The sequence below is a fragment of the Pseudomonas sp. FBCC-B1565 genome, from assembly GCF_059133265.1.
The window spans coordinates 4,803,067-4,827,451 of sequence record NZ_CP101438.1 but is presented as its reverse complement, the minus strand read 5'-3'; the positions used below and the strand labels follow the sequence as shown (position 1 = coordinate 4,827,451).

Genomic DNA, 24,385 nt, shown 5'->3' with positions numbered 1-24,385 from the left:
GTGTCAGCAACCAATCACTCAGCTGATCCACCGTCATCGGGGGCAAGCCCCCTCCCACAATTGGAATGCATCCAGCTTGAGCATTCAGCCGGCCTTGAGCACTTTGTATTTTGCTGAACACACCTCATCCAGAAACTTCACCACAGTCCCCATGCACGCCTGGCGTTCTTCCACATGGGGCATATGACTGGAGTCTTCAAACAGCGCCCAGCGCACATCGGCGATTTCATCCAGGAACGGCTTGACCACCAGCGGCGTGGCCTCGTCGTGCCGGCCTGAGATCACCAGGGTCGGTACATTGATCGCCGACAGGCGGCCAGTGGATTTCCAGTCTTTCAAGCTGCCGATCACATGGAATTCGGTCGGGCCGCTCATGGCGTGGTACACCGTCGGGTCTGCATCGACCGCGGCGAAGGTGCGTGCCACTTCCTCGGGCCACGGGATGACCCGGCACACGTGATGGTCATAGAACACCCGCGATGCGGCGAGGTATTCCGGGTCCTGGTAGTTGCCGGCGGTTTCGTGCTTGAGCAGGGTTTCATGCACGCCTTCAGGCAATAATTTGCGCAGGCGGTTGGCTTCGCTGACCCAGGTGCGCATGCACGTTGGCGAGTTGGCCGGGATGAACGCTCGCAGGCCCTTGGGTTGCAGGATCGCGTGTTCACTGCCGAGCATGCCGCCCCAGGACTGGCCGAGGATCGCGTAGTTATCGCTGATCTGCAGATGGTCCAGCAGGTTATTCAGCTCTTCGAGAAACAGGCCTACGGTCCAGAAGGATGGATCTTTGTCGGGCAGATGAGTGGAGCGGCCGTTGCCCAGTTGGTCGTAGTGGATCACGGCGTGGCCGCTGGCGGCGACATCCTTGAACGCGTCAACGTAATCGTGGGTGCATCCGGGGCCGCCGTGGATAACCACCAGGGGCGTGCGACCGCTGGAGAGGTCACCGGTGACGCGGTACCAGGTTTGGTAGGCGCCAAACGCCGCATACCCTTCGCGGATTTTTTCGATGAATTCCATTTCGTGCCCTGCTCTGAAAAAAGGATCGGGGACACGATAATGGGTGAAAGAAATTTAAGTAACTAGCAAAACAGCTAGGTTTTGCCCGGCGGTCAATCGTCGAGCAGGCGGTAATGGGTGGCGCGCACCACCGCTTGCACACGGTTCTTGGCCCCCAGCTTGTGCATGGCCGAGGCCAGGTGCAGGGTGACTACCGCCAGGGAACGGCTCAGTTGTGTGGCAATTTCGGCCGCAGTCATGCCGTCGGCGGCCCATTTGAGGCACTCGCGTTCGCGTTTGGTCAGGTGAATGTGCGGGTAAGTCCGTAGCTCTTTGCTGAACAGCGGGTAGGCCGCTTCCTGCAAGGCATGGGAAATCAGGCCGAAGTCCGACAGGGTCTGCTGCGCATCCTGCAGCACGTTGCGAGCACTGCCGGTACGCAGCCCGGTCAGCGAGGCAAAACCACCACGGGGCAAGTGGATCGGCACGCTGACGCCGCAGGTCAATTGCTGGTCATGCAGGTAGGATGAAACCGGCGCATGGCAGGGATCGATGATCTTTTGCAGCGGGGTGTCGGCCTTGACGTCGTAGGACCAGACGAACGGCGACACCCGGCTCAGGGCCAGATGTTGTACCGGGTCAATCTGGTAGAACCCTTCGCTGCACCACAAGGCATGCCAGTCGGGCGGGGTGTTGCGCAGTTGCAGCACCGAAGGGGTGATCAATGCACCATCCTGGTCGATCGGCACCGGGGTGTAGTCGTACACCAAGGCGTCGAAGCCCAGTTGCTGGGCGAGGATAAAGGTGTTGTCCATCTGCTCGTCCAGGCTCCTGCCCGGCATCAGACGGTGATTTAAGGCAGTCAGCTTGGCCAGCATCCGTTCTGCTCCCGAATTCGTTTGAATCTCGACTTGCTGCAAGTAGAATGCCACGCCCCGGCGAAGGACTGCCAGGCCAAACCTATAAGAAATGCTAGGTTATGGACGCGCGGCATCCTCGGTAGTGTTGGCCTGATAAACGGCCCGCTACCTGCCAGGCCGACACTACACAAGGAATGTATGCATGTGGCGTGAAATTGCCCCCGACCAGCAGTACAACGTGCAAGTCGACGGCCATAACCTCGTGGTCTACAGCTTCGGCGAAGGCGATGAGGTGCTGCTGTGCCTCAACGGCGGGCCGGGCCTGCCGTGTGACTACTTGCGCGACGCCCATGGCTGGCTCAAAGACCATAACCTGCGAGTGGTTGCATTCGACCAGCTTGGCACGGGCGCATCAGCCAGACCCACTGATATTTCCCTGTGGGAAATCCGCCGTTATGTCGAAGAAGTCGAAACCGTGCGCCAGGCCCTGGGCCTGGGCCGTGTGCATTTGCTCGGGCATTCCTGGGGCGGCTGGCTCGGTATCGAATACGCCATCCATTACCCCGACGCACTGAAAAGCCTGATCCTCGAAAACACCGTCGGCGACATTCCGCACCTGTCCCAGGAGCTGGAGCGCCTGCGCGGCGCCCTCGGCAGCGAAACCGTGGCCATGATGCAACGCCACGAGGCCATGGGCACCCTCGACCACCCGCAATACCAGGCGGCGATCACCTTGCTCAACTACCGCCACGTGTGCCGCCTCGATGAATGGCCCGAGCCGGTCAAGCGTTCCCTTGGCGACTGGAACATGGGCCCCTACGAAACCATGCAGGGGCCCAACGAATTCCTCTACATCGGTAACCTCAAGGACTGGAACCGCATCCCCGAGATGGCCGAATTCAAGATGCCGATCCTGATCACCACCGGCCAGCACGACGAACTCACCCCGGCCTGCGCCATGCGCATGAAAATGGCGGCCCGACACGCCGAATTGCATGTGTTCCCCAACAGCAGCCATATGCCTTTTTACGAGGAGCCCCAGGCGTATTTCCCGGTGTTGCTGGACTTCCTTGCTCGTCACCGAGGCTGACGGATGAACCTGGCGCGTTATGGTTTTGTGCTGTCCCGGCCGCTGCAGTTGCTGCCGGTGCTGTTTGGCATCAGCCTGATCACCTTTGTGCTGGTGCGCTCGATCCCCGGCGACCCGGCGCGCGCCTTGCTGGGCTCGCGCAGCACACCGGATGCCTTGCTGAAGATCCGCGCCCAGTACGGCCTCGACCAGCCGTTGTGGCTGCAATATTTCTACTTCCTCAAGAACTTGCTCAAGGGCGACCTCGGCCAATCGCTGCTGTACAAGGTCGACGCTCTCAAGCTGATTGTCACGCGCATCGAGCCCACCCTGGTGCTGGTACTGGGCAGCGTGGTGCTGGCGCTGCTGATCGCGGTGCCGCTGGCGACGTGGGCCGCACGCAACAAGGGCGGCTGGGCGGACAACCTGATCCGCGTGTTCACCACGGTTGGCCTGGGCATGCCGGCGTTCTGGCTGGGCTTGATGCTGATCCTGTTGCTGAGTGTGCAGTGGGGCTTGTTTCCGGTGTCCGGCTACGGCCGCACCTGGCTGGACAAGGCGCATCACATGGTGCTGCCGTGCCTGACGATTGCCCTGGCGCTGTCGGCGGTGCTGGTGCGCAACCTGCGGGCGAGCATGCTGATGGAGTTGCAGGCCGATCACGTGACCGCGGCCCGCGCCCGTGGGCTGTCGGAAACCGCCGTTTTTCGTCGGCATGTGTTGCCAAATTCCCTGGTGCCGGCGGTCAACCTGCTGGCGGTGAACATCGGCTGGCTGATCAGCGGCACGGTGGTGATCGAAAGCCTGTTCGCCATTCCCGGTATCGGCCAATTGCTGGTGCGCGGCATTTTCACCCGCGATTACATGGTGGTGCAGGGCGTGGCCATGGTGCTGGCCTGTGCGACGGTGGTGGTCAACTTCATCGCTGACGTGGTGACGGTGGCCCTCGACCCACGGGTGAAGATGCAATGAGCAGCCGCCCGTTGATTGCCGCGTGGCGCATGCGCCTGCGCTTCGGCTTTCGCAATGGCCGGCTGACGGCGGCGTGGGGCCTGTTGATTCTGCTGGTGTGGTTGGCGCTTGCGCTGTTTGCGCCGTGGATAGCACCGTATGACCCGATCGCGCAAAACACGGATTTCAGTTTGCTCGGTCCGAGTCTTGCGCATCCGTTTGGTACGGATAACTACGGCAGGGACATCCTGTCGAGGGTGATCTGGGGCGCGCGCATCGACCTGCAACTGGCGATTGTCGGGGTGATCTTTCCCTTCATGATCGGCACCTTTATCGGTGCGGTCTCAGGCTACATCGGCGGGCGCTTCGACAGTTTTTGCATGCGCGTGATCGACGTGATCCTGGCGTTTCCGTTCCTGGTGTTGATGCTGGCGATCATGGCCATCCTCGGTCCAGGCCTGAAGAGTTTCTATATCGCCATGGCGCTGGTGGGCTGGGTGTCGTATGCGCGGCTGATCCGCTCGCAGATCCTGGTGCTCAAGGAAAGCGAGTTTGCCCTGGCCGCCAAGAGCCTGGGCTTTGGCCACGGGCGCATTCTGTTCCGGCATCTGCTGCCCAATGCGATGTTCGGCTCGATTGTGTTTTCCATGTCGGACGCGGTGCTGGTGCTGCTTAATGGCGCTGCCGTGAGCTACCTGGGCCTGGGCGTGCAACCGCCGACTGCCGAATGGGGCACGATGGTCGCCGAGGGGCAGGCCTTTATCACCACCGCGTGGTGGATCTGTACCTTTCCGGGGCTGGCCATCGTAACCCTGGCCATGGGCTTCAGCTTGCTGGCCGATGGCGTGGCGCAAGTGTTGGGGGACCGCTCATGAGCCTGCTGCAAGTGCGCGACCTCAGTGTCATCGCCAACAATGCCGGGCGCGACGTCACCTTGGTCGATCGGGTGTCGCTCGACCTGGCCGAAGGCGAAATCCTCGGCCTGGTAGGGGAAAGCGGCTCGGGCAAGACCATGGCCTGTCGCGGCCTGATGCGCCTGCTGCCATCGCCCAGCCTGCGCGTGCAAGGCGGCGCAGTGCGGCTGGCCGGCCAGGATCTGTTGGCACTGGATGATGCTGGCATGCGTGCCGTGCGCGGCGGCCAACTGGGCATGATCTTCCAGAACCCCAGCAGCCACCTTGACCCGCTGATGCGTATCGGCGAGCAGATTGCCGAAGGCATTCGACTGCATCAAGGCGCATCGAAAAAAGACGCGCGGCTGCAGGCTATCGACGTGCTGCGCCAGGTTGGCATCCCCGATCCCCAGGCGCGGGTCGACAACTACCCTCACGAGTTTTCTGGCGGCATGCGCCAGCGCGCCATGATCGCCGTGGCCCTGGGCTGCAACCCTAAAGTGCTGATCGCCGACGAGCCGACCACGGCCCTGGATGTGACGGTGCAGGCGCAGATCCTGCGGTTGTTGCTGGACCTGCGTGATCAGCGCGGCCTGTCGATCATCATGATTACCCATGACCTCGGCGTGGTCGCGCAAACCTGTGATTCCATCGCCGTGATGTACGCCGGGCGCCTGTGTGAGCACGGCAGCAAGTACGACTTGCTGGCTCGACCGCAGCACCCTTACACCGCCGGCCTGATCGATTGCCAACCCGCCCACAGCAGCGGCCACGCCATGCTGCGCACGATCCCCGGGCAGCCGCCGTTGCTGGACGCATTGCCCGCTGGTTGCCGGTTCAATCCGCGTTGCCCGCAGGTCGGCGCGTTGTGCACCGAGGTGCTACCGGAGGGTGCTCGGGTCGCCTGTCATTACCCGTTGGGAGCGCAGCCATGAGTCTGTTGCAGATCAAGGACCTGGAGGTGAAGTTTGCCGCGTCCGGCACCGGCGTGTTCGGGTTGAACAAGCAGTGGGTGAGGGCGGTGAACGGCGTGTCGCTGAACCTGGCGGCGGGTGAAACCCTGGGGCTGGTGGGCGAGTCGGGCAGTGGCAAAAGCACGCTGGGCCGCGCCATCCTGCACCTCAACCCGATCAGTGCCGGTCAGGTGTTGTTTGATGGCATCGACATGGCCCACGGCAGCGCCATCGACATCACTCGCCTGCGCCATGAAACTGCGATGATCTTCCAGGACCCGTACGCCGCGTTGAACCCGCGTCACACCATCGGCGAAACCATTGCCGAGGTGCTGCGCGTGCAGCGCAACGTCGCGCCAGAGCAGATTCACGTGCGCGTAAATGAACTGCTCGACCTGGTCGGCCTGCGTCCCGAACTGGCCAGCCGCAAGCCCGGCTCCCTCAGCGGCGGGCAATGCCAGCGCGTCGGCATTGCCCGGGCGCTGGCGGTGGAGCCACGCCTGATCATCGCCGACGAGTGCGTGGCGGCGCTGGATGTGTCGATCCAGGGCCAGATCATCAACCTGTTGCTGGAACTGCAACAGCGCATGAACCTGGCGATCCTGTTTATCGCCCATGACCTGGCCATCGTGCGCCGCCTGTGCGACCGCGTGGCGGTGATGTACCTGGGCAAGATCGTCGAGGAAGGGCCGGTGGAGGCGGTCTTTACTTCACCGCGTCACCCCTACACAGCGGCGTTGATCCAGGCGATTCCCGAGATCGATCCGCATCGGCCGTTACCTACGCAACCTTTGCCGGGTGAACCACCGAGCCCACTGAATTTGCCCACAGGCTGCGCCTTCCACCCGCGTTGTCGGCATGCCCGCGCCATGTGTTCCGTGGTGTTGCCGCCAACGCATTTCCTGCACGAGCATCGGTACAGTTGCGTGCTTGAAGAACCTTTGCTTTGACCCATCCCTGCCATTCATGAACAAGGAGTTATGACATGCAATCGCGCCACTTGAAGTTGCTCGCCGCCGCCACACTGACCGCCTGGTCGCTGACTGCCGGTTTCGCGCAGGCCGCCGGTGTACTGACCATCGGCTGCCGTGAAGACAGCACCACGTTTGACCCGATCAAAAGCGCGCAAAACCGCGACACCTGGGTCTTCGCCAACGTCTACGACACCCTGGTTCGCGTCGACAACCTGGGCACCAAGATGGAGCCGGGCCTGGCCGAAAGCTGGGATATCTCCAAGGACGGGCTGACTTACACCTTTAAACTGCGTGACGCGAAGTTCTCCGATGGCTCGGCCATTACCGCCGACGATGCGGCGTTCAGCCTGCTGCGTATCCGCGACAACAAGGCTTCGCTGTGGGCTGATCCGTTCAACCTGATCAGCACGGCCAAGGCATCGGACCCGAAAACCCTGGTGGTCACCTTGAAGACCCCGGCTGTGGCCTTCCTCTCGCAATTGGCGTCGCCGACGGTGTCGATCCTGTCGGAAAAAGCCATGACCAAGATGGGCGAAGACGCCTACTCGGAAAACCCAGTGACCTCCGGTGCGTTTACCGTGGACGAGTGGCGCAAGGGTGATCGGGTGATTCTGAAGAAGAACCCGAACTTCTGGCAGGCCAAGAACGTGAGCCTGGATGGCGTGGAGTGGGTCTCCGTGACCGACGACAACACGCGCATGCGCATGGTGCAGAACAACGAGCTGGACACGGCGATCTTCGTACCGTTCTCGCGGGTTGAAGAGTTGAAGAAAGACCAGAACGTGGTGATCCACGCCGACCCGTCCACCCGTGAAGATCACTTGCTGATCAACCACGCCCACGGCCTGCTGGCCAAGCCGGAGGTGCGCCAGGCGCTGGACATGGCCATCGACAAACAATCGCTGGTGAAGACCGCCACCTACGGTCAGGGCACTGTGGCCTATTCCTACATTCCAAAGGGCTCGCTGTACCACTACGCCAACAACCTGCAGCGCCCGTATGACCCCACGGCCGCCAAGAAGCTGTTGGAGCAGGCCGGTGCCAAGGACTTGAAGCTCAACTACGTGGTCAACGCCGGTAACGAAGCCGACGAGCAGATTGCGGTGATCATCAAGGACCAGCTGGCCAAGGTCGGCGTGACCGCCAACCTGCAAAAGGTCGACCCGACCCAGAGCTGGCAGATGCTGGTGGACGGTGAGTACGATATTTCGGTGATGTATTGGACCAACGACATCCTCGACCCCGACCAGAAGACCACCTTCGTGCTGGGCCACGACACCAACCAGAACTACATGACCCGCTACAAGAACGACAAGGTCAAGGACCTGGTGGCTCAGGCACGGATCGAGGCCGACCCGGTCAAGCGTGAGCAGATGTATGTGGAATTGCAGAAACTGGCGAAACAGGATGTGAACTGGATCGACTTGTACTACAGCCCTTACATCAACATCTCACGCAAGAATGTGAGCAACTTCCTGCAGAACCCGTTGGGCCGTTTCACCCTCGAAGAAGTGGTGAAAAACTAAACCACACCGCGATAAAAAATGTGGGAGGGGGCTTGCCCCCGATAGCGGTGGGACAGTCACTGTATCTGTTGACTGATCCACTGCAATCGGGGGGCAAGCCCCTCCCACATTTGGTTTTACAATGTGCCGGTTATTGCGCGTCGAACGCCTGGCCGTTGATGCCGGTACTGTCCGGCCCCATCAGGTACAGGTACACCGGCATGATCTCTTCCGGAGCAGGCCGCTCCATCGGGTTTTCCCCGGGATACGCCTGGGCGCGCATGCTGGTGCGCGTGCCGCCTGGGTTGATGCTGTTGGAGCGTACTGCTGCCACATCCTCAAGCTCATCAGCCAAGGTTTGCATCAAGCCTTCGGTCGCAAACTTCGACACGCCATAAGCGCCCCAGTAAGCCCGACCCTTGCGCCCGACGCTGCTGGAGGTGAACACCACCGACGCATCCTGGGACAATTTGAGCAGCGGCAACAAGGTGCTGGTCAGCATGAACATCGCGTTGACGTTCACGTGCATCACCCGCATGAAGTTCTCGCCGGACAACTGTTCGAGCGGCGTGCGCGGGCCGATGATCGAGGCGTTGTGGAGCAGGCCGTCGAGGTGGCCGAATTCCTTTTCGATCATCGCGGCCAGCTCATCGTATTGATGGGGCAGGGCGGTCTCCAGGTTGAAGGGGATCACCACCGGCTGTGGTTGGCCTGCGGCTTCGATTTCGTCATACACCTGGGCCAGGTTGGCTTCGGTCTTGCCCAGCAACAGTACGGTAGCGCCGTGGGCGGCATAGGTTTTCGCCGCCGCGGCGCCGATCCCGCGACCGGCACCGGTGACCAGGATCACCCGGCCTTTGAGCAGTTCTGGACGTGCGGAGTAATCAAACATAAATAGCCTCGACAGAATTCAGCAGCTTATGAACCCCAAATCCGAAAACACTGAAGATCCCCTGTGGGAGGGGGCTTGCCCCCGATGAGGGCCTATCAGTCCGATAGGTGCGGGCTGGCACACCGCTATCGGGGGCAAGCCCCCTCCCACATTGGATCTTCATAGAGGGTGGGGGCGTTGAGTAATCAGCAACTGCACAGTGCGTTATCGAGCACCTTGCGCAGTTCCAGCGGGTGATCCACCACCACATCGGCGCCCCAATGGCGTGGGTTGTCGTCCGGGTGGATGTAGCCGTAAGTGACCGCCGCGGTGCGGGTGCCGGCGTCGCGGCCGGACTCGATGTCGCGCAGGTCGTCGCCCACGAACAGCACGCTGGCCGGGTCCAGGCCGAGCATCTTGCAGGCCAGGATCATCGGCTCCGGGTCCGGCTTGCTGTTTTTCACGTGGTCCGGGCAGATCAGCAGTGCCGAGCGTTCGGCCAGGCCGAGTTGCTGCATGATCGGTTCGGCAAAACGCAGGGGCTTGTTGGTGACCACGCCCCAGACCAGCTTGGACTTCTCGATGTCATCCAGCAGCTCGGCCATGCCGTCGAACAACTTGCTGTGCACCGCGCAGCCCTTGAGGTAGCGCTCGAGGAATTCCTGGCGCAGTTCTTCAAAGCCTGGCGATTCCGGGTCCATCGAGAAGGACACCGCCACCATTGCCCGCGCACCGCCGGAGATTTCATCGCGGATGTGCTGCGGGTTGATCGGCGGCAGGTCGCGGTCGGCGCGCATGGCCTGGCAGATGGCGATAAAGTCCGGCGCGGTATCCAGCAGGGTACCGTCCATGTCGAAGAGAACCGCTCGCAACTTCACAGGCTCACTCCTCGCGCAGGGTCTGGATCATGTAGTTGACGTCCACATCGTTGGCCAGCTTGTAGTGCTTGGTCAGCGGGTTGTAGGTCAGGCCGATGATGTCCTTGACGGTCAGCCCGGCCTGGCGGCTCCACGCACCCAGCTCGGAGGGACGGATGAATTTCTTGAAGTCATGGGTGCCGCGCGGCAGCAGCTTCATGATGTATTCGGCGCCGATGATCGCGAACAGGTAGGCCTTGGGGTTGCGGTTGATGGTGGAGAAGAACACCTGGCCGCCGGGCTTGACCATGCGGAAGCAGGCGCGGATCACCGAGGACGGGTCCGGTACGTGCTCCAGCATTTCCAGGCAGGTGACCACGTCGAACTGCTCGGGCATCTCTTCGGCCAGGGCTTCGGCGGTGATCTGGCGGTATTCCACGCTCACCCCGGACTCCAACTGGTGCAACTGGGCCACGGCCAAGGGCGCTTCGCCCATGTCGATACCCATCACGGTCGCGCCGCGTTGGGCCATGGCTTCGCTGAGGATGCCGCCGCCGCAACCGACGTCCAGTACCTTCTTGCCGGCCAGGTTGACGCGCTCGTCAATCCAGTTGACCCGCAGCGGGTTGATGTCGTGCAAAGGCTTGAACTCGCTTTCGCGGTCCCACCAGCGGTGAGCCAGGGCTTCGAATTTGGCGATTTCGGCGTGGTCGACGTTGCTCATGGTGAATCCTCTAAATCTGATAAATCGGTTTGTCAGTCTTGAACGCCGGGGTTCAAGACCTTCGTTATTCGCTGTGCCCGCTGATGCGTTGGCCCCAGGCGATGGCCGTGGTGGTCAACTGGTGTTCATCCATGCGGGTCAATTGCCGGTCGTCGAGCAATTGCTTGCCGGCGACCCAAAGGTGTTTCACGCAATCGCGTCCGGTGGCATATATAAGCTGTGAGACCGGATCATAGATCGGTTGTTGCGCCAGCCCCGACAGATCGAAAGCAACGATATCCGCCGCCTTGCCGACTTCCAGCGAGCCGATCTCGCTTTCCAGGCCCATGGCCCGCGCGCCATTGAGGGTGGCCATGCGCAGGGCGCGATGGGCATCGAGTGCGGTGGCCGAACCGGCGACGGCCTTGGCCAGCATCGCCGCCGTGCGGGTTTCGCCCAACAGGTCGAGGTCATTGTTGCTGGCGGCGCCATCGGTGCCGATGGCCACATTCACGCCAGCCTGCCACAGACGCTCCACCGGGCAAAAGCCGCTGGCCAGTTTCAGGTTGGATTCCGGGCAATGGATGACGCTGGTGTTGCTTTCTACCAGCAAAGCCAGGTCGTCCTCGCTGATTTGGGTCATATGAACGGCCTGGAAGCGCGGGCCCAGCAGCCCCAGGCGACCCAGGCGCGCCAGCGGGCGCTCGCCGGTCTGCTCGACCGCTTGCTGCACTTCGAAGGCGGTTTCGTGAACATGCATATGGATCGCGGCGTCCAGTTCTTCGGCGATCACCCGGATTTTTTCCAGGTTGTCATCGCACACCGTGTAGGGCGCGTGTGGGCCGAAGGTGATCTTGATGCGCGGGTGGTGCTTGAGGTCGCCGAACAGCTCGACACCTTGGCGAATCGCCTCGTCGGCGCTGCCGGCGCCGGGGATCGGGAAGTCGAGGATCGGAATCGCGATTTGTGCGCGCATGCCGCTGTTGTGCACGCAATTGCTGGCGACCTTGGGGTAGAAGTACATGTCGGAGAAGCAGGTGATGCCGCCCTTGAGCTGTTCGGCGATGGCCAGGTCGGTGCCGTCGCGTACGAAGGCTTCATCGACCCACTTGGCTTCGGCGGGCCAGATGTGTTTTTCCAGCCAGGTCATCAGCGGCAGGTCATCGGCCAGGCCGCGAAACAGGCTCATCGCGGCGTGCCCGTGGGCGTTGACCAGGCCGGGGCTGAGCAGCATGCCCGGCAGTTCACGGGTCTCCTTGGCGGTCAGCTTCAACGCCGCCTGGCGAGGCCCGATAAACACAATGCGCCCATCGCGGATGCCCAGGCCATGTTCCTTGAGCACCACGCCGGCGGGTTCGACAGGCACCAGCCATGTTGGCAGCAACAATAGGTCGAGCGGGGCGGCAGTGGCGGTCATCGCAGGCTTCTTCCCAGGCAGCTATAAAAGAAGGGCGAAGTATACCCGAGCGTCCTGGCTGGCGGATCGCTATAATCGGCGGCTTTGTTTATGAGTGCGGAGTAAGGGATGCGCGATCGACTGTTGGCTGCGGAGAAAGTGAAGGCCATCGATTGGCGTGATGGCGCACTGTACCTGCTCGATCAGCGTGCCTTGCCGTCCCGGGAAAGGTGGGTGGCCTGCGTGACGGTCGATGAAGTGGCTGCAGCCATTCGCTCGATGGTAGTGCGCGGTGCGCCGGCCATCGGCATCAGCGCCGCATATGGCCTGGTGCTGGCCGCCCGTGAGCGGATCGCCGAAGGCGGTGACTGGCAGGCTGCGTGGGAAGAAGACTATGCATTGTTGGCCGATGCCCGACCCACCGCGTCGAACCTGTTCTGGGCGTTGAAGCGCATGCGTGATCGCCTGGATCGTGTGAAAAAGCACGCCGACCCGCTGGCGGTGCTGGAGGCGGAAGCCATTGCTATCCATGAGAGTGACCGCGAGGCCAACCTGACCATGGCCCAGCTCGGCGTCGAGCTGATCCGCAAGCACCAGGGCAACGCCCAGGCCATCCTCACCCACGGCAACGCGGGTGCCCTGGCGACCGGCGGTGTGGGGACGGCGCTGGGGGTGATTCGCGCGGCTTACCTCGAAGGCATGGTCGAGCAGGTCTACGCCAATGAAACCCGGCCCTGGCTGCAAGGTTCGCGGCTGACCGCCTGGGAGCTGGCGGGCGAGGGCATCCCGGTGACGGTGAATGCCGACTCGGCCGGTGCGCATATCCTCAAGACCAAAGGCGTGACCTGGGTGATCGTCGGCGCCGACTGCATTGCCGCCAACGGTGATGTGATCAGCAAGATCGGCACCTACCAGTTGGCGGTGTGTGCGATGCACCACGGTGTGCGTTTCATGGTGGTGGCGCCGAGTTCTACCCTGGACCTGATGATGGCCACTGGCGATGACGTTGCCCTGGAAGAACGTGATGCCGGTGAGTTGCTGGAAGTCGCCGGCCAGCGCTTCGCAGCGAATGTGGCGGCCTTCAATCCGGTGTTCGACGTGACCCCGGCTGACCTGATCGATGTGATCGTGACCGAAAAAGGCGTGGTCGAACGACCGGACACCGCCAAGTTGGCCAAATTGATGTGCCGTAAACGCTTGCATTAAGCCAATTTGCCGCCGAAATCGGGCTTGGATCCAGCTCAGAGCCCCTCTCGTCGCCCTCAAGCCTGTCATCCGTCAACTTACTATGCTCCATGCGCATCAGGGGGATAGGTGCGTGGCGGCGATTGTGATAACATCCGGCGGTTTCCAGGGCTGCCCCGAGGGGCGGCCTATAACGTGCAGATCCGTGTCATAACTCGTTGATTTGTCGTAAGTCGTTGTCAGGCACTCTGCCGGCAGCGGCGAGCTTCGTTCGTCCCATATGGATGTGACGAGGTTTCACCCGAAAAAGGAATCAGGCTTCTCATGGGCGAACTGGCCAAAGAAATCCTCCCGGTCAATATCGAAGACGAGCTGAAACAGTCCTACCTCGACTACGCGATGAGCGTAATTGTCGGTCGGGCACTGCCTGATGCGCGCGATGGCTTGAAGCCCGTGCACCGGCGTGTGCTGTTCGCGATGAGCGAGCTGGGTAACGACTGGAACAAGCCGTACAAGAAATCTGCCCGTGTTGTCGGTGACGTGATCGGTAAGTATCACCCTCACGGCGACACTGCGGTGTACGACACCATCGTTCGGATGGCCCAGCCGTTTTCCCTGCGCTACCTGCTGGTAGACGGCCAGGGCAACTTCGGTTCGGTCGACGGCGACAACGCCGCGGCCATGCGATACACCGAAGTGCGCATGACCAAGCTGGCGCATGAGCTGCTGGCCGACCTGCATAAAGAAACCGTGGACTGGGTGCCGAACTACGACGGCACCGAAATGATCCCGGCCGTCATGCCGACCAAGATCCCCAACCTGCTGGTCAACGGTTCCAGCGGTATCGCCGTGGGCATGGCGACCAACATCCCGCCGCACAACCTCGGTGAAGTCATCGACGGTTGCCTGGCCCTCATCGACAACCCCGAGCTGACCGTCGATGAGCTGATGCAATACATCCCCGGCCCGGACTTCCCGACCGCCGCGATCATCAACGGTCGCGCCGGCATCATCGAAGCCTATCGCACCGGTCGCGGCCGCATTTACATGCGTGCCCGCTCGATCATCGAAGACATCGACAAGGTCGGTGGCCGCCAGCAGATCGTCATCACCGAGCTGCCGTACCAGCTGAACAAGGCACGCCTGATCGAGAAGATCGCCGAGCTGGTCAAAGAGAAGAAGCTCGAAGGCATCACCGAGCTGCGCGACGAGTCCGACAAAGACGGTATGCGCGTGGTGATCGAGCTGCGTCGTGGCGAAGTGCCTGAGGTGATCCTCAACAACCTCTACGCCCAGACCCAGCTGCAAAGCGTGTTTGGTATCAACGTGGTTGCACTGATCGATGGCCGCCCGCGCATCCTGAACCTCAAGGACCTGCTGGAAGCCTTCGTGCGTCACCGCCGCGAAGTGGTCACCCGCCGTACCGTGTTCGAACTGCGCAAGGCCCGCGAACGCGGCCACATCCTGGAAGGCCAGGCAGTTGCGCTGTCGAACATCGACCCGGTGATCGCCCTGATCAAGGCCTCGCCAACCCCGTCGGAAGCCAAAGAGGCGCTGATCAGCACCCCTTGGGAATCCAGCGCCGTGGTGGCCATGGTTGAACGTGCCGGCGCCGACTCGTGCCGTCCGGAGACCCTGGACCCGCAATACGGTCTGCGCGAAGGCAAGTACTTCCTGTCGCCGGAACAGGCCCAGGCCATCCTGGAACTGCGCCTGCACCGCCTGACCGGCCTGGAGCACGAGAAGCTGCTGGCCGAGTACCAGGAGATCCTCAACCAGATCGGCGAGTTGATCCGCATCCTCAGCAGCGCCGTGCGCCTGATGGAAGTGATCCGCGAAGAACTGGAAGTGATCCGCGCCGAATACGGCGATGTGCGCCGCACCGAGATTCTCGATGCACGCCTCGACCTGACCCTGGGTGACATGATCCCGGAAGAAGAGCGTGTAGTGACCATCTCCCACGGTGGCTACGCCAAGACCCAGCCGCTGGCTGCGTACCAGGCCCAGCGTCGTGGCGGTAAAGGCAAGTCGGCTACCGGCGTGAAGGATGAGGACTACATCGCCCACCTGCTGGTCGCCAACAGCCACACCACGCTGCTGCTGTTCTCCAGCAAGGGCAAGGTGTACTGGCTCAAGACCTACGAAATCCCGGAAGCGTCCCGTGCTGCCCGTGGTCGCCCACTGGTCAACCTGCTGCCGCTGGACAGTGATGAATACATCACCACCATGCTGCCGGTCGAGGAATACACCGAGGGTCACTTCATCTTCATGGCCACCGCCAAAGGCACCGTGAAGAAGACCCCGCTGGAATCCTTCAGCCGCCAGCGCAGCGTGGGCCTGATCGCTCTGGAGCTGGACGAAGGCGACGTACTGATCTCCGCTGCCATCACCGACGGCGAGCGTGAAGTCATGCTGTTCTCCGACGGCGGTAAAGTAACGCGCTTCAAGGAATCCGACGTGCGCGCCATGGGCCGTACCGCCCGCGGTGTGCGCGGCATGCGCCTGCCAGAAGGGCAGAAGCTGATTTCGATGCTGATCCCGGAAGAAGGCAGCCAGATCCTCACCGCCTCCGAGCGTGGTTATGGCAAGCGCACCGCCATCAGCGAGTTCCCGGAGTACAAGCGTGGCGGCCAGGGCGTGATCGCCATGGTCAGCAACGACCGCAACGGCCGTCTGGTCGGCGCGGTGCAGGTGCTCGACGGCGAGGAAATCATGCTGATCTCCGACCAGGGCACCCTGGTACGTACCCGTGTGGCTGAAGTGTCGAGCCTGGGCCGTAACACCCAGGGCGTGACCCTGATCAAGCTGGCCAAGGACGAAAAACTGGTCGGCCTGGAGCGTGTCCAGGAGCCATCGGAAGTCGAAGGCGAAGAGCTGGAAGGTGAGGAGTTTGAGGGCGAGGTGATCGCAGCAGGCGATGACAACGTCGACGAGCCAACCCTCGACGCTGCCGCAGACGAAGAAGAACCGCAGGAATAAGCGGACACACAGGGGGCGGATGAAGATTCGCCCCCTTGTTGTTTGTCCCTTCTGAAAGTATTGAAATACCCGTTTATTGCACCACCCCACCAGATCAGAGTGAGATTGGATGTGAGCAAGAGAGCCTATAACTTCTGTGCCGGTCCCGCGGCGCTTCCTGAAGCAGTCCTGCAGCGTGCGCAGGGTGAACTCCTCGACTGGCATGGAAAAGGCCTCTCCGTGATGGAAATGAGCCATCGCAGCGATGAGTTCGTGTCTATCGCCACCAAGGCCGAGCAGGACCTGCGCGACTTGCTGGACATCCCATCCAACTACAAAGTGCTGTTCCTGCAAGGTGGCGCCAGCCAGCAGTTCGCCCAGATCCCGCTGAACCTGCTGCCGGAAGACGGCACTGCCGACTATATCGACACCGGTATCTGGGGGCAGAAGGCTATTGAAGAGGCCTCGCGTTACGGTCACGTCAATGTGGCAGGCACCGCCAAGCCTTACGACTACTTCGCCATTCCGGGTCAGAACGAGTGGAAGCTGTCGAGGGACGCTGCCTACGTGCACTACGTGGCCAACGAAACCATTGGCGGCCTGGAATTCGACTGGGTACCGGAAGTGGGCGACGTGCCGCTGGTGTGCGACATGTCCTCGGACATCCTGTCGCGCCCGATCGACGTGTCCAAGTACGGCATGATCTACGCCGGAGCCCAGAAGAACATCGGCCCGAGCGGCATCCTGGTCAACATCATCCGCGAAGACCTGCTGGGTCGTGCGCGATCGCTGTGCCCGACCATGCTCAACTACAAGGTCGCAGCCGATAACGGCTCGATGTACAACACCCCGCCGGCGTTCGCCTGGTACCTGTCCGGCCTGGTGTTCGAGTGGCTGAAAGAGCAGGGCGGTGTCGCCGCCATGGGCAAGCTCAACGAAGTGAAGAAGCGCACCCTGTACGACTTCATCGACGCCAGCGGCCTGTACAGCAACCCGATCAACCTGACCGACCGCTCGTGGATGAACGTGCCGTTCCGCCTGGCTGACGACCGCCTGGACAAGCCATTCCTGGCCGGTGCCGACGAACGCGGCCTGCTGAACCTCAAGGGTCACCGCTCGGTGGGTGGCATGCGCGCCTCCATCTACAACGCCGTCGACATCCACGCGATCAACGCGCTGGTTGCCTACATGGCAGAGTTCGAAAAGGAACACGGCTAATGTCTGAGCAAGAACTCAAGGCCCTGCGCGTACGCATCGACAGCCTGGACGAGAAAGTCCTGGAGCTGATCAGTGAGCGTGCGCGGTGCGCCCAGGAAGTGGCACGGGTGAAGATGGCATCCCTGGCCGAAGGCGAAGTGCCGGTGTTCTACCGTCCCGAGCGTGAAGCCCAGGTGCTCAAGCGCGTGATGGAGCGCAACAAGGGCCCGCTGGGCAACGAGGAGATGGCGCGGTTGTTCCGTGAAATCATGTCTTCGTGCCTGGCGCTGGAGCAGCCGCTGAAAGTGGCGTACCTCGGCCCGGAAGGCACCTTCACCCAGGCGGCGGCCATGAAGCACTTCGGCCACGCCGTGATCAGCAAGCCAATGGCGGCCATTGACGAAGTGTTCCGTGAAGTGGCGGCCGGTGCGGTGAACTTTGGCGTGGTTCCGGTGGAAAACTCCACCGAAGGCGCGGTCAACCACACGCTGGACAGCTTCCTCGAACACGACATGGTGATCTGCGGCGAAGTCGAGCTGCGCATCCACCACCACCTGCTGGTGGGCGAGAACACCAAGACTGACAGCATCAGCCGCATCTACTCCCACGCGCAGTCGCTGGCCCAGTGCCGCAAATGGCTGGATGCGCATTACCCGAATGTCGAGCGCGTGGCGGTCTCCAGCAACGCCGAAGCCGCCAAGCGGGTCAAGGGTGAGTGGAACTCGGCGGCCATCGCCGGTGATATGGCGGCGGGCCTGTACGGCCTGACGCGGCTGGCCGAGAAAATCGAGGATCGCCCGGACAACTCCACGCGCTTCCTGATGATCGGTAGCCAGGAAGTACCGCCGACCGGTGACGACAAGACCTCGATCATCGTGTCCATGAGCAACAAGCCTGGCGCGCTGCATGAGCTGCTGGTGCCGTTCCACGACAACGGGATTGACCTGACGCGCATCGAGACTCGTCCTTCGCGCAGCGGTAAATGGACTTACGTGTTCTTTATCGACTTCATCGGCCATCACCGCGACCCACTGGTCAAGGGCGTGCTCGAGAAAATCAGTCAGGAAGCCGTGGCACTCAAGGTGCTGGGCTCTTACCCGAAAGCGGTTTTGTGAGGCGTTAACATGAGTGGCAACTTCCTCGCCCTGGCGCAGCCGGGCGTGCAACAACTGTCGCCTTACGTTCCGGGCAAGCCTGTGGATGAGCTGGCGCGTGAGTTGAACCTGGATCCTTCGAAAATCGTCAAGCTGGCGAGCAACGAGAATCCGCTTGGTCCCAGCCCCAAGGTATTGGCAGCGATTCGTGAAGAGCTGGCTGAGCTGACCCGGTATCCGGACGGCAACGGCTTCGCGCTCAAGTCGCTGCTGGCGGAAAAGTGCCGGGTCGAGCTGAACCAGGTGACCCTGGGCAACGGTTCCAACGACATTCTTGAACTGGTCGGCCGTGCCTACCTGGCACCGGGCTTGAACGCGGTGTTCAGCGAGCACGCGTTTGCGGTCTATCCGATCGTGACCCAGGCCGTCGGTGCCGATGCGCGCATCATTCCGGCGAAAGATTGGGGTCACGACCTGCCAGCCATGCTGGCGGCCATCGACGCCAAGACCCGCGTGGTGTTTATCGCCAACCCGAACAACCCGACCGGCACCTGGTTCGACGCCCAGGCGCTGAACGACTTCCTGCAAGACGTGCCTGAGCACGTGCTGGTGGTGCTGGACGAGGCCTATATCGAGTATGCCGAAGGCAGCGACCTGCCGGACGGCCTGGACTTCCTGGCCGCGTACCCGAACCTGCTGGTGTCGCGCACCTTCTCCAAGGCCTACGGCCTGGCGTCGTTGCGCGTGGGCTACGGCTTGTCCAGTGCGGTGGTCGCCGATGTGCTGAACCGCGTGCGCCAGCCGTTCAATGTCAACAGCCTGGCCCTGGCGGCGGCCTGTGCGGCGGTGAAGGATGCCGAGTATCTGGAAGAGGGTCGCCGCATCAACGAAAGCGGCATGCTGCAGTTGCAGGAAGGCTTCCGCGAACTGGGCCTGGGCTGGATTCCGTCCAAGGGCAACTTTATCTGCGTCGATCTCGGCCAGGTGGCTGCCCCGGTGTTCCAGGGGCTGTTGCGCGAAGGCGTGATCGTGCGTCCGGTGGCCAACTACGGGATGCCGAACCACCTGCGCATCACCATCGGTCTGCCGGCTGAAAACAGCCGCTTCCTGGAGGCGCTGGCCAAGGTTCTGGCTCGTGGTTGATGTCACTGCATTGCAACCTGCTGTGCCTATGATCGGTCGCCTGGTGGTGGTCGGTCTGGGGTTGATCGGTGGCTCCTTCGCCAAAGGCCTGCGTGAAAGCGGGCTGTGTGGCGAAGTGGTCGGTGTGGACCTGGACCCGCAATCGCGTCAGTTGGCGGTCGAGTTGGGCGTGGTGGATCGCTGTGAAGCGGACCTAGCGCTCGCGTGCCAGGGCGCTGACGTGATCCAACTGGCCGTACCTATCCTGGCCATGGAGAAATTGCTCGCCGTGTTGGCGGGCATGGACCTGGGCCAGGCGATCCTCACGGACGTCGGCAGTGCCAAGGGCAATGTGGTGCGCGCGGCGCAACAGGCGTTTGGTGGCATGCCGACGCGTTTCGTGCCGGGCCATCCGATTGCTGGTTCGGAGCAAAGCGGGGTGGAGGCGTCGAATGCGCAGCTGTTCCGTCGCCACAAAGTGATCCTGACGCCGCTTGCGCAAACCGATCCGGCGGCGCTGGCGGTGGTGGATCGCCTGTGGCGCGAGTTGGGTGCGGACGTCGAGCACATGCAGGTCGAGCGCCATGACGAAGTGCTGGCCGCGACCAGCCATCTGCCGCATTTGCTCGCATTTGGCCTGGTGGACTCGCTGGCCAAGCGCAACGAGAACCTCGAGATTTTCCGTTACGCCGCCGGTGGCTTCCGCGACTTCACGCGGATTGCCGGCAGCGACCCGGTGATGTGGCACGACATCTTCCTCGCCAATCGCGAAGCGGTGTTGCGCACCTTAGACACCTTCCGCAGCGACCTCGACGCCTTGCGCGATGCGGTCGACGCCGGGGATGGCCATCAGTTATTGGGCGTGTTTACCCGTGCGCGGGTGGCGCGTGAGCATTTCAGTAAGATCCTGGCGCGCCGGGCCTACATGGAAACCGCTGTGAACGCTGATGAGCTGACCTTCCTCGCCGAACCCGGTGGCCGCTTGAGCGGGCGCATTCGGGTGCCGGGCGACAAGTCGATCTCCCATCGGTCGATCATGTTGGGTTCATTGGCTGAAGGCGTGACTGAGGTTGAGGGTTTCCTCGAAGGCGAGGACGCGCTGGCAACTTTGCAGGCGTTTCGCGACATGGGCGTGGTGATTGAAGGGCCGCACCATGGTCGCGTGACCATCCACGGCGTGGGTTTGCATGGCTTGAAGCCGGCGCCGGGGCCGATCTATCTCGGTAACTCGGGCACCTCCATGCGCCTGCTGTCCGGGTTGCTGGCTGCGCAGAGCTTCGACAGCGTGCTGACGGGCGATGCCTCCCTGTCCAAGCGCCCGATGAGTCGCGTGGCCAAACCGTTGCGGGAAATGGGCGCGGTGATCGAGACTGGCCCGGAGGGGCGTCCGCCGCTGACTATCCGGGGTGGTCAGGTGCTCAAAGGTTTCGATTATTCGATGCCGATGGCCAGTGCGCAGGTTAAATCCTGCCTGTTGCTGGCCGGGCTTTACGCCGAGGGCAAGACCTCGGTGACCGAGCCTGCGCCGACCCGTGATCATACCGAGCGCATGTTGCGCGGTTTTGGTTATCCGGTTGATGTGGTGGGGGCCAAGGCGTCGGTTGAGTCTGGCCATGCGCTGGTTGCGACGCATATTGAAGTGCCGGGGGATATTTCCTCGTCGGCGTTTTTCCTGGTGGCGGCTTCGATTGCCGAAGGCTCCGAGTTGTTGCTGGAACATGTGGGCGTCAACCCGACCCGCACCGGCGTGATCGACATTCTGCGGCTGATGGGGGCGGACATTACCCTGGAAAATCCGCGTGAAGTGGGCGGCGAACCGGTTGCTGATCTGCGCGTACGTGCCGCGACGTTGAAAGGTATTGAAATCCCCGAGGCGCTGGTGCCTTTGGCGATCGACGAGTTCCCGGTGCTGTTCGTCGCGGCGGCCTGTGCCGAAGGGCGGACCGTGTTGCGCGGCGCCGAAGAGCTGCGCGTGAAGGAGTCCGACCGTATCCAGGTCATGGCCGATGGTCTGCTGGCACTGGGCGTGAAGTGTGAACCGACGCCTGATGGGATTATCATTGACGGTGGCCTGATGGGCGGTGGTGAAGTGCATGCCCATGGCGATCACCGGATTGCCATGGCATTCAGCGTGGCTTCCCTGCGGGCGGCGGCGCCGATTCGTATCCGTGACTGCGCCAATGTTGCTACGTCTTTTCCGAACTTTCTTACACTGTGTGCCCAAGTCGGCATCCGTGTTGCCCAAGAGGCTCAATTGTGAATATCAAAGCACCGGTGATTACCATCGACGGGCCAAGTGGCTCGGGCAAAGGCACGATCGCCGGCATCCTGGCCAAGCGCCTGGGCTGGTGCCTGCTGGATTCCGGCGCGCTGTACCGCCTGCTGGCATTCGCCGCACGCAACCATGGCGTCGACCTGACCAACGAAGAATCCCTGAAGCTGCTGGCGGCGCACCTTGATGTGCAGTTTGTTGGCGCGACGGAAGGTCATCCCCAACGCATAATCCTTGAAGGGGATGATGTGACCGATGATCTGCGCAATGAGCAAGTCGGCTCCTGGGCCTCCCAGGTTGCCGCACTGCCAGCGGTGCGGGACGCATTGTTGCAGCGCCAGCGGGCTTTCCAGGAGCCACCGGGCCTGGTGGCCGATGGCCGTGACATGGGAACCGTGGTGTTTCCCGAGGCGCCATTGAAGATTTTCCTGACCGCCAGCGCCGAGGAGCGGGCTCGCCGCCGCTACTTGCAGTTGAAGGGCAAAGTCGATGGTGTTAGTCTGTCGAGTCTGCTAGATGAGATCCGTGCACGCGATGAGCGTGATACCCAGCGCGCAGTAGCCCCGCTCAAGCCGGCGGCTGATGCCATACAGCTGGATTCCACGGAGTTGTCCATCGAGCAGGTGCTGGAACGCATCTTGAGCGAGATCGCCATTCGCGATATCGCCGGGTGACCAAGAAGGCTGCAGGGGACCAGTCATAGTCCTGCGGTGCTTCTTTTAATTGAAACTGACCCACACCGTCTGGGGTGTGGAGATGGGCGTATTCTTCGCCCTTATCAACAGGAATTAAAATGAGCGAAAGCTTTGCGGAACTCTTTGAAGAAAGCCTAAAAACCCTGAACCTTCAGGCAGGCTCCATCATCACCGGTGTTATCGTTGATATCGATTACCAAGCTCGCTGGGTAACCGTTCACGCTGGTCTGAAGTCTGAAGCTCTGATCCCGCTGGAACAGTTCTACAACGATGCTGGTGATCTGACAATCAATGTCGGTGACGAAGTTCACGTTGCTCTGGACTCGGTTGAAGACGGTTTCGGTGAAACCAAGCTGTCCCGTGAAAAAGCCAAGCGCGCTGAATGCTGGATTGTTCTCGAAGCAGCCTTCGCAGCTGAAGAAGTGGTCAAGGGCGTTATCAACGGTAAGGTTAAAGGCGGCTTCACTGTCGACGTTAACGGCATCCGTGCGTTCCTGCCAGGTTCTTTGGTCGACGTTCGTCCAGTGCGCGACACCACGCACCTGGAAGGCAAAGAACTCGAATTCAAGGTCATCAAGCTCGACCAGAAGCGCAACAACGTTGTCGTTTCCCGTCGCAGCGTCCTGGAAGCAGAGAACTCCGCCGAGCGTGAAGCTCTGCTGGAATCCCTGCAGGAAGGCCAACAAGTCAAAGGTATCGTCAAAAACCTCACCGACTACGGCGCATTCGTCGACCTGGGTGGCGTGGATGGCCTGCTGCACATTACCGACATGGCTTGGAAGCGTATCAAGCATCCTTCCGAAATCGTCAACGTTGGCGACGAGATCGATGTCAAGGTTCTGAAATACGATCGCGAGCGCAACCGTGTTTCCCTGGGCCTGAAGCAACTGGGTGAAGATCCATGGGTTGCTATCAAAGCCCGTTACCCAGAAAGCACTCGCGTTACCGCGCGTGTTACCAACCTGACCGACTACGGCTGCTTCGCTGAGCTGGAAGAAGGCGTGGAAGGCCTGGTACACGTTTCCGAAATGGACTGGACCAACAAGAACATCCACCCTTCGAAAGTCGTACAAGTCGGCGACGAAGTGGAAGTTATGGTTCTGGACATCGACGAAGAGCGTCGTCGTATCTCCCTGGGCATCAAGCAGTGCAAATCTAACCCATGGGAAGATTTCTCTGGCCAGTTCAACAAGGGCGATAAAATCTCCGGCACCATCAAGTCGATCACCGATTTCGGTATCTTCATTGGTCTGGACGGCGGCATCGACGGCCTGGTTCACCTGTCCGACATCTCCTGGAACGAAGTGGGCGAAGAAGCTGTTCGTCGTTTCAAGAAGGGCGACGAGCTGGACACCGTTATCCTGTCGGTTGACCCAGAGCGCGAGCGTATCTCCCTGGGTATCAAGCAACTGGAAAGCGACCCGTTCTCTGAATACGTTCAGGACAACGACAAAGGCGCAATCGTTAAAGGCATCGTGAAGGAAGTTGACGCTAAAGGCGCCATCATCACTCTGGCCGACGATATCGAAGCGACTCTGAAAGCCTCCGAAATCAGCCGTGACCGCGTTGAAGACGCGCGTAACGTTCTGAAAGAAGGCCAGGAAGTAGAAGCCAAGATCATCAGCGTTGACCGCAAGAGCCGTGTAATCCAGCTCTCCATCAAGTCGAAAGACGATGCTGAAGAGAAAGAAGCCATCCAGAGCTTGAAAGACAAGCCTTCGGATAGCATCGCTGCTGGTCCTACCACTCTGGGCGACCTGTTGCGTGCACAAATGGAAAAACAGAACTAAGTTCTGTCAGACCATAGAAAAAGGGCGACTTCGGTCGCCCTTTT

20 protein-coding genes are annotated in these 24,385 nt (G+C 61.4%); 14 read left to right on the top strand and 6 right to left on the bottom strand.

What is annotated here, in order from left to right:
- Nucleotides 1–84 precede the first annotated feature (84 nt).
- Nucleotides 85–1,017: a proline iminopeptidase-family hydrolase gene (locus NL123_RS22315; protein WP_248487065.1), complete on the bottom strand. Its 933-nt coding sequence runs from the start codon at nt 1,015–1,017 to the stop codon at nt 85–87.
- 92 nt (nt 1,018–1,109) lie between these two features.
- Nucleotides 1,110–1,874: a LuxR family transcriptional regulator gene (locus NL123_RS22310; RefSeq protein WP_058424519.1), complete on the bottom strand. Its 765-nt coding sequence runs from the start codon at nt 1,872–1,874 to the stop codon at nt 1,110–1,112.
- A 184-nt stretch (nt 1,875–2,058) separates the two neighbouring features.
- On the opposite strand from NL123_RS22310, the gene NL123_RS22305 reads away from it, so the two are divergent.
- The 6 genes from NL123_RS22305 to NL123_RS22280 are packed head-to-tail and all read left to right on the top strand — an operon-like array spanning nt 2,059 to nt 8,222.
- Nucleotides 2,059–2,946, top strand: coding sequence for a proline iminopeptidase-family hydrolase (locus tag NL123_RS22305; RefSeq protein WP_248487066.1), 888 nt, complete (start codon nt 2,059–2,061; stop codon nt 2,944–2,946).
- A gap of 3 nt (nt 2,947–2,949) precedes the next feature.
- Entirely contained in the window at nt 2,950–3,897 is a 948-nt protein-coding gene (locus tag NL123_RS22300) for an ABC transporter permease (RefSeq protein WP_494356361.1), read from the top strand.
- Nucleotides 3,894–4,751 (top strand): ABC transporter permease, encoded by an 858-nt coding sequence (locus NL123_RS22295; protein ID WP_494356360.1) that lies wholly within the window; start codon nt 3,894–3,896, stop codon nt 4,749–4,751. Before NL123_RS22300 ends, NL123_RS22295 begins: the two co-directional genes overlap by 4 nt.
- Nucleotides 4,748–5,704 carry an ABC transporter ATP-binding protein gene (locus tag NL123_RS22290; protein ID WP_494356359.1) on the top strand — a complete coding sequence of 319 codons (957 nt, stop codon included), beginning with the start codon at nt 4,748–4,750 and terminating at the stop codon, nt 5,702–5,704. Before NL123_RS22295 ends, NL123_RS22290 begins: the two co-directional genes overlap by 4 nt.
- On the top strand, nt 5,701–6,672 hold the full coding sequence (locus NL123_RS22285; protein WP_494356358.1) for an ABC transporter ATP-binding protein: 972 nt from the start codon (nt 5,701–5,703) through the stop codon (nt 6,670–6,672). Before NL123_RS22290 ends, NL123_RS22285 begins: the two co-directional genes overlap by 4 nt.
- Nucleotides 6,673–6,707: 35 nt before the next feature.
- Nucleotides 6,708–8,222, top strand: coding sequence for an ABC transporter substrate-binding protein (locus NL123_RS22280; protein WP_494356357.1), 1,515 nt, complete (start codon nt 6,708–6,710; stop codon nt 8,220–8,222).
- Between the two features lie 130 nt (nt 8,223–8,352).
- Here the strand turns inward: NL123_RS22280 and NL123_RS22275 are convergent, their stop codons facing one another.
- The 4 genes from NL123_RS22275 to NL123_RS22260 all read right to left on the bottom strand — a co-directional run bounded on the left by NL123_RS22275 (nt 8,353) and on the right by NL123_RS22260 (nt 12,049).
- Complete coding sequence (locus NL123_RS22275; protein ID WP_248487068.1) at nt 8,353–9,093, bottom strand: YciK family oxidoreductase; 741 nt, start codon at nt 9,091–9,093, stop codon at nt 8,353–8,355.
- 185 nt (nt 9,094–9,278) lie between these two features.
- A complete protein-coding gene (mupP, locus tag NL123_RS22270) occupies nt 9,279–9,950 on the bottom strand; it encodes an N-acetylmuramic acid 6-phosphate phosphatase MupP (RefSeq protein WP_494356356.1) in 672 nt (223 codons plus the stop codon).
- 4 nt (nt 9,951–9,954) lie between these two features.
- Nucleotides 9,955–10,653 (bottom strand): bifunctional 2-polyprenyl-6-hydroxyphenol methylase/3-demethylubiquinol 3-O-methyltransferase UbiG, encoded by a 699-nt coding sequence (gene ubiG / locus NL123_RS22265; protein ID WP_003189760.1) that lies wholly within the window; start codon nt 10,651–10,653, stop codon nt 9,955–9,957.
- A 64-nt stretch (nt 10,654–10,717) separates the two neighbouring features.
- Complete coding sequence (locus NL123_RS22260) at nt 10,718–12,049, bottom strand: TRZ/ATZ family hydrolase (RefSeq protein WP_494356355.1); 1,332 nt, start codon at nt 12,047–12,049, stop codon at nt 10,718–10,720.
- A 108-nt stretch (nt 12,050–12,157) separates the two neighbouring features.
- Between NL123_RS22260 and mtnA the strand changes: the two genes are divergently transcribed.
- The 8 genes from mtnA (at nt 12,158) to rpsA (ending at nt 24,341) form a co-directional block, all read left to right on the top strand.
- Nucleotides 12,158–13,234 carry an S-methyl-5-thioribose-1-phosphate isomerase gene (gene mtnA / locus NL123_RS22255; RefSeq protein ID WP_494356354.1) on the top strand — a complete coding sequence of 359 codons (1,077 nt, stop codon included), beginning with the start codon at nt 12,158–12,160 and terminating at the stop codon, nt 13,232–13,234.
- Nucleotides 13,235–13,537: 303 nt separating this feature from the next.
- On the top strand, nt 13,538–16,192 hold the full coding sequence (gene gyrA / locus NL123_RS22250; protein WP_010211963.1) for a DNA gyrase subunit A: 2,655 nt from the start codon (nt 13,538–13,540) through the stop codon (nt 16,190–16,192).
- Between the two features lie 111 nt (nt 16,193–16,303).
- The gene (serC, locus tag NL123_RS22245; protein ID WP_494356353.1) at nt 16,304–17,389 is read left to right on the top strand and encodes a 3-phosphoserine/phosphohydroxythreonine transaminase; all 1,086 of its coding nucleotides are present in this window, start codon (nt 16,304–16,306) and stop codon (nt 17,387–17,389) included.
- Entirely contained in the window at nt 17,389–18,483 is a 1,095-nt protein-coding gene (gene pheA / locus NL123_RS22240) for a prephenate dehydratase (RefSeq protein ID WP_003172650.1), read from the top strand. Before serC ends, pheA begins: the two co-directional genes overlap by 1 nt.
- A gap of 9 nt (nt 18,484–18,492) precedes the next feature.
- Complete coding sequence (gene hisC / locus NL123_RS22235; RefSeq protein WP_494356352.1) at nt 18,493–19,605, top strand: histidinol-phosphate transaminase; 1,113 nt, start codon at nt 18,493–18,495, stop codon at nt 19,603–19,605.
- Between the two features lie 28 nt (nt 19,606–19,633).
- Entirely contained in the window at nt 19,634–21,844 is a 2,211-nt protein-coding gene (locus NL123_RS22230) for a bifunctional prephenate dehydrogenase/3-phosphoshikimate 1-carboxyvinyltransferase (protein ID WP_248488187.1), read from the top strand.
- On the top strand, nt 21,841–22,530 hold the full coding sequence (gene cmk, locus NL123_RS22225) for a (d)CMP kinase (RefSeq protein WP_003172653.1): 690 nt from the start codon (nt 21,841–21,843) through the stop codon (nt 22,528–22,530). Before NL123_RS22230 ends, cmk begins: the two co-directional genes overlap by 4 nt.
- A 119-nt stretch (nt 22,531–22,649) precedes the next feature.
- The gene (gene rpsA / locus NL123_RS22220; RefSeq protein WP_012722933.1) at nt 22,650–24,341 is read left to right on the top strand and encodes a 30S ribosomal protein S1; all 1,692 of its coding nucleotides are present in this window, start codon (nt 22,650–22,652) and stop codon (nt 24,339–24,341) included.
- The last annotated feature ends 44 nt before the right edge of the window (nt 24,342–24,385 follow it).

Coding starts and splice junctions, on each gene's coding strand:
- NL123_RS22260 (WP_494356355.1), bottom strand. CDS start 12,049: ATGACCGCCACTGCCGCCCCGCTCGACCTATTGTTGCTGCCAACATGG.
- NL123_RS22280 (WP_494356357.1), top strand. CDS start 6,708: ATGCAATCGCGCCACTTGAAGTTGCTCGCCGCCGCCACACTGACCGCC.
- NL123_RS22315 (WP_248487065.1), bottom strand. CDS start 1,017: ATGGAATTCATCGAAAAAATCCGCGAAGGGTATGCGGCGTTTGGCGCC.
- ubiG (WP_003189760.1), bottom strand. CDS start 10,653: ATGAGCAACGTCGACCACGCCGAAATCGCCAAATTCGAAGCCCTGGCT.
- mtnA (WP_494356354.1), top strand. CDS start 12,158: ATGCGCGATCGACTGTTGGCTGCGGAGAAAGTGAAGGCCATCGATTGG.
- pheA (WP_003172650.1), top strand. CDS start 17,389: ATGTCTGAGCAAGAACTCAAGGCCCTGCGCGTACGCATCGACAGCCTG.
- NL123_RS22230 (WP_248488187.1), top strand. CDS start 19,634: ATGATCGGTCGCCTGGTGGTGGTCGGTCTGGGGTTGATCGGTGGCTCC.
- NL123_RS22290 (WP_494356359.1), top strand. CDS start 4,748: ATGAGCCTGCTGCAAGTGCGCGACCTCAGTGTCATCGCCAACAATGCC.
- hisC (WP_494356352.1), top strand. CDS start 18,493: ATGAGTGGCAACTTCCTCGCCCTGGCGCAGCCGGGCGTGCAACAACTG.
- NL123_RS22295 (WP_494356360.1), top strand. CDS start 3,894: ATGAGCAGCCGCCCGTTGATTGCCGCGTGGCGCATGCGCCTGCGCTTC.
- NL123_RS22305 (WP_248487066.1), top strand. CDS start 2,059: ATGTGGCGTGAAATTGCCCCCGACCAGCAGTACAACGTGCAAGTCGAC.
- NL123_RS22310 (WP_058424519.1), bottom strand. CDS start 1,874: ATGCTGGCCAAGCTGACTGCCTTAAATCACCGTCTGATGCCGGGCAGG.
- gyrA (WP_010211963.1), top strand. CDS start 13,538: ATGGGCGAACTGGCCAAAGAAATCCTCCCGGTCAATATCGAAGACGAG.
- NL123_RS22275 (WP_248487068.1), bottom strand. CDS start 9,093: ATGTTTGATTACTCCGCACGTCCAGAACTGCTCAAAGGCCGGGTGATC.
- NL123_RS22300 (WP_494356361.1), top strand. CDS start 2,950: ATGAACCTGGCGCGTTATGGTTTTGTGCTGTCCCGGCCGCTGCAGTTG.
- NL123_RS22285 (WP_494356358.1), top strand. CDS start 5,701: ATGAGTCTGTTGCAGATCAAGGACCTGGAGGTGAAGTTTGCCGCGTCC.
- rpsA (WP_012722933.1), top strand. CDS start 22,650: ATGAGCGAAAGCTTTGCGGAACTCTTTGAAGAAAGCCTAAAAACCCTG.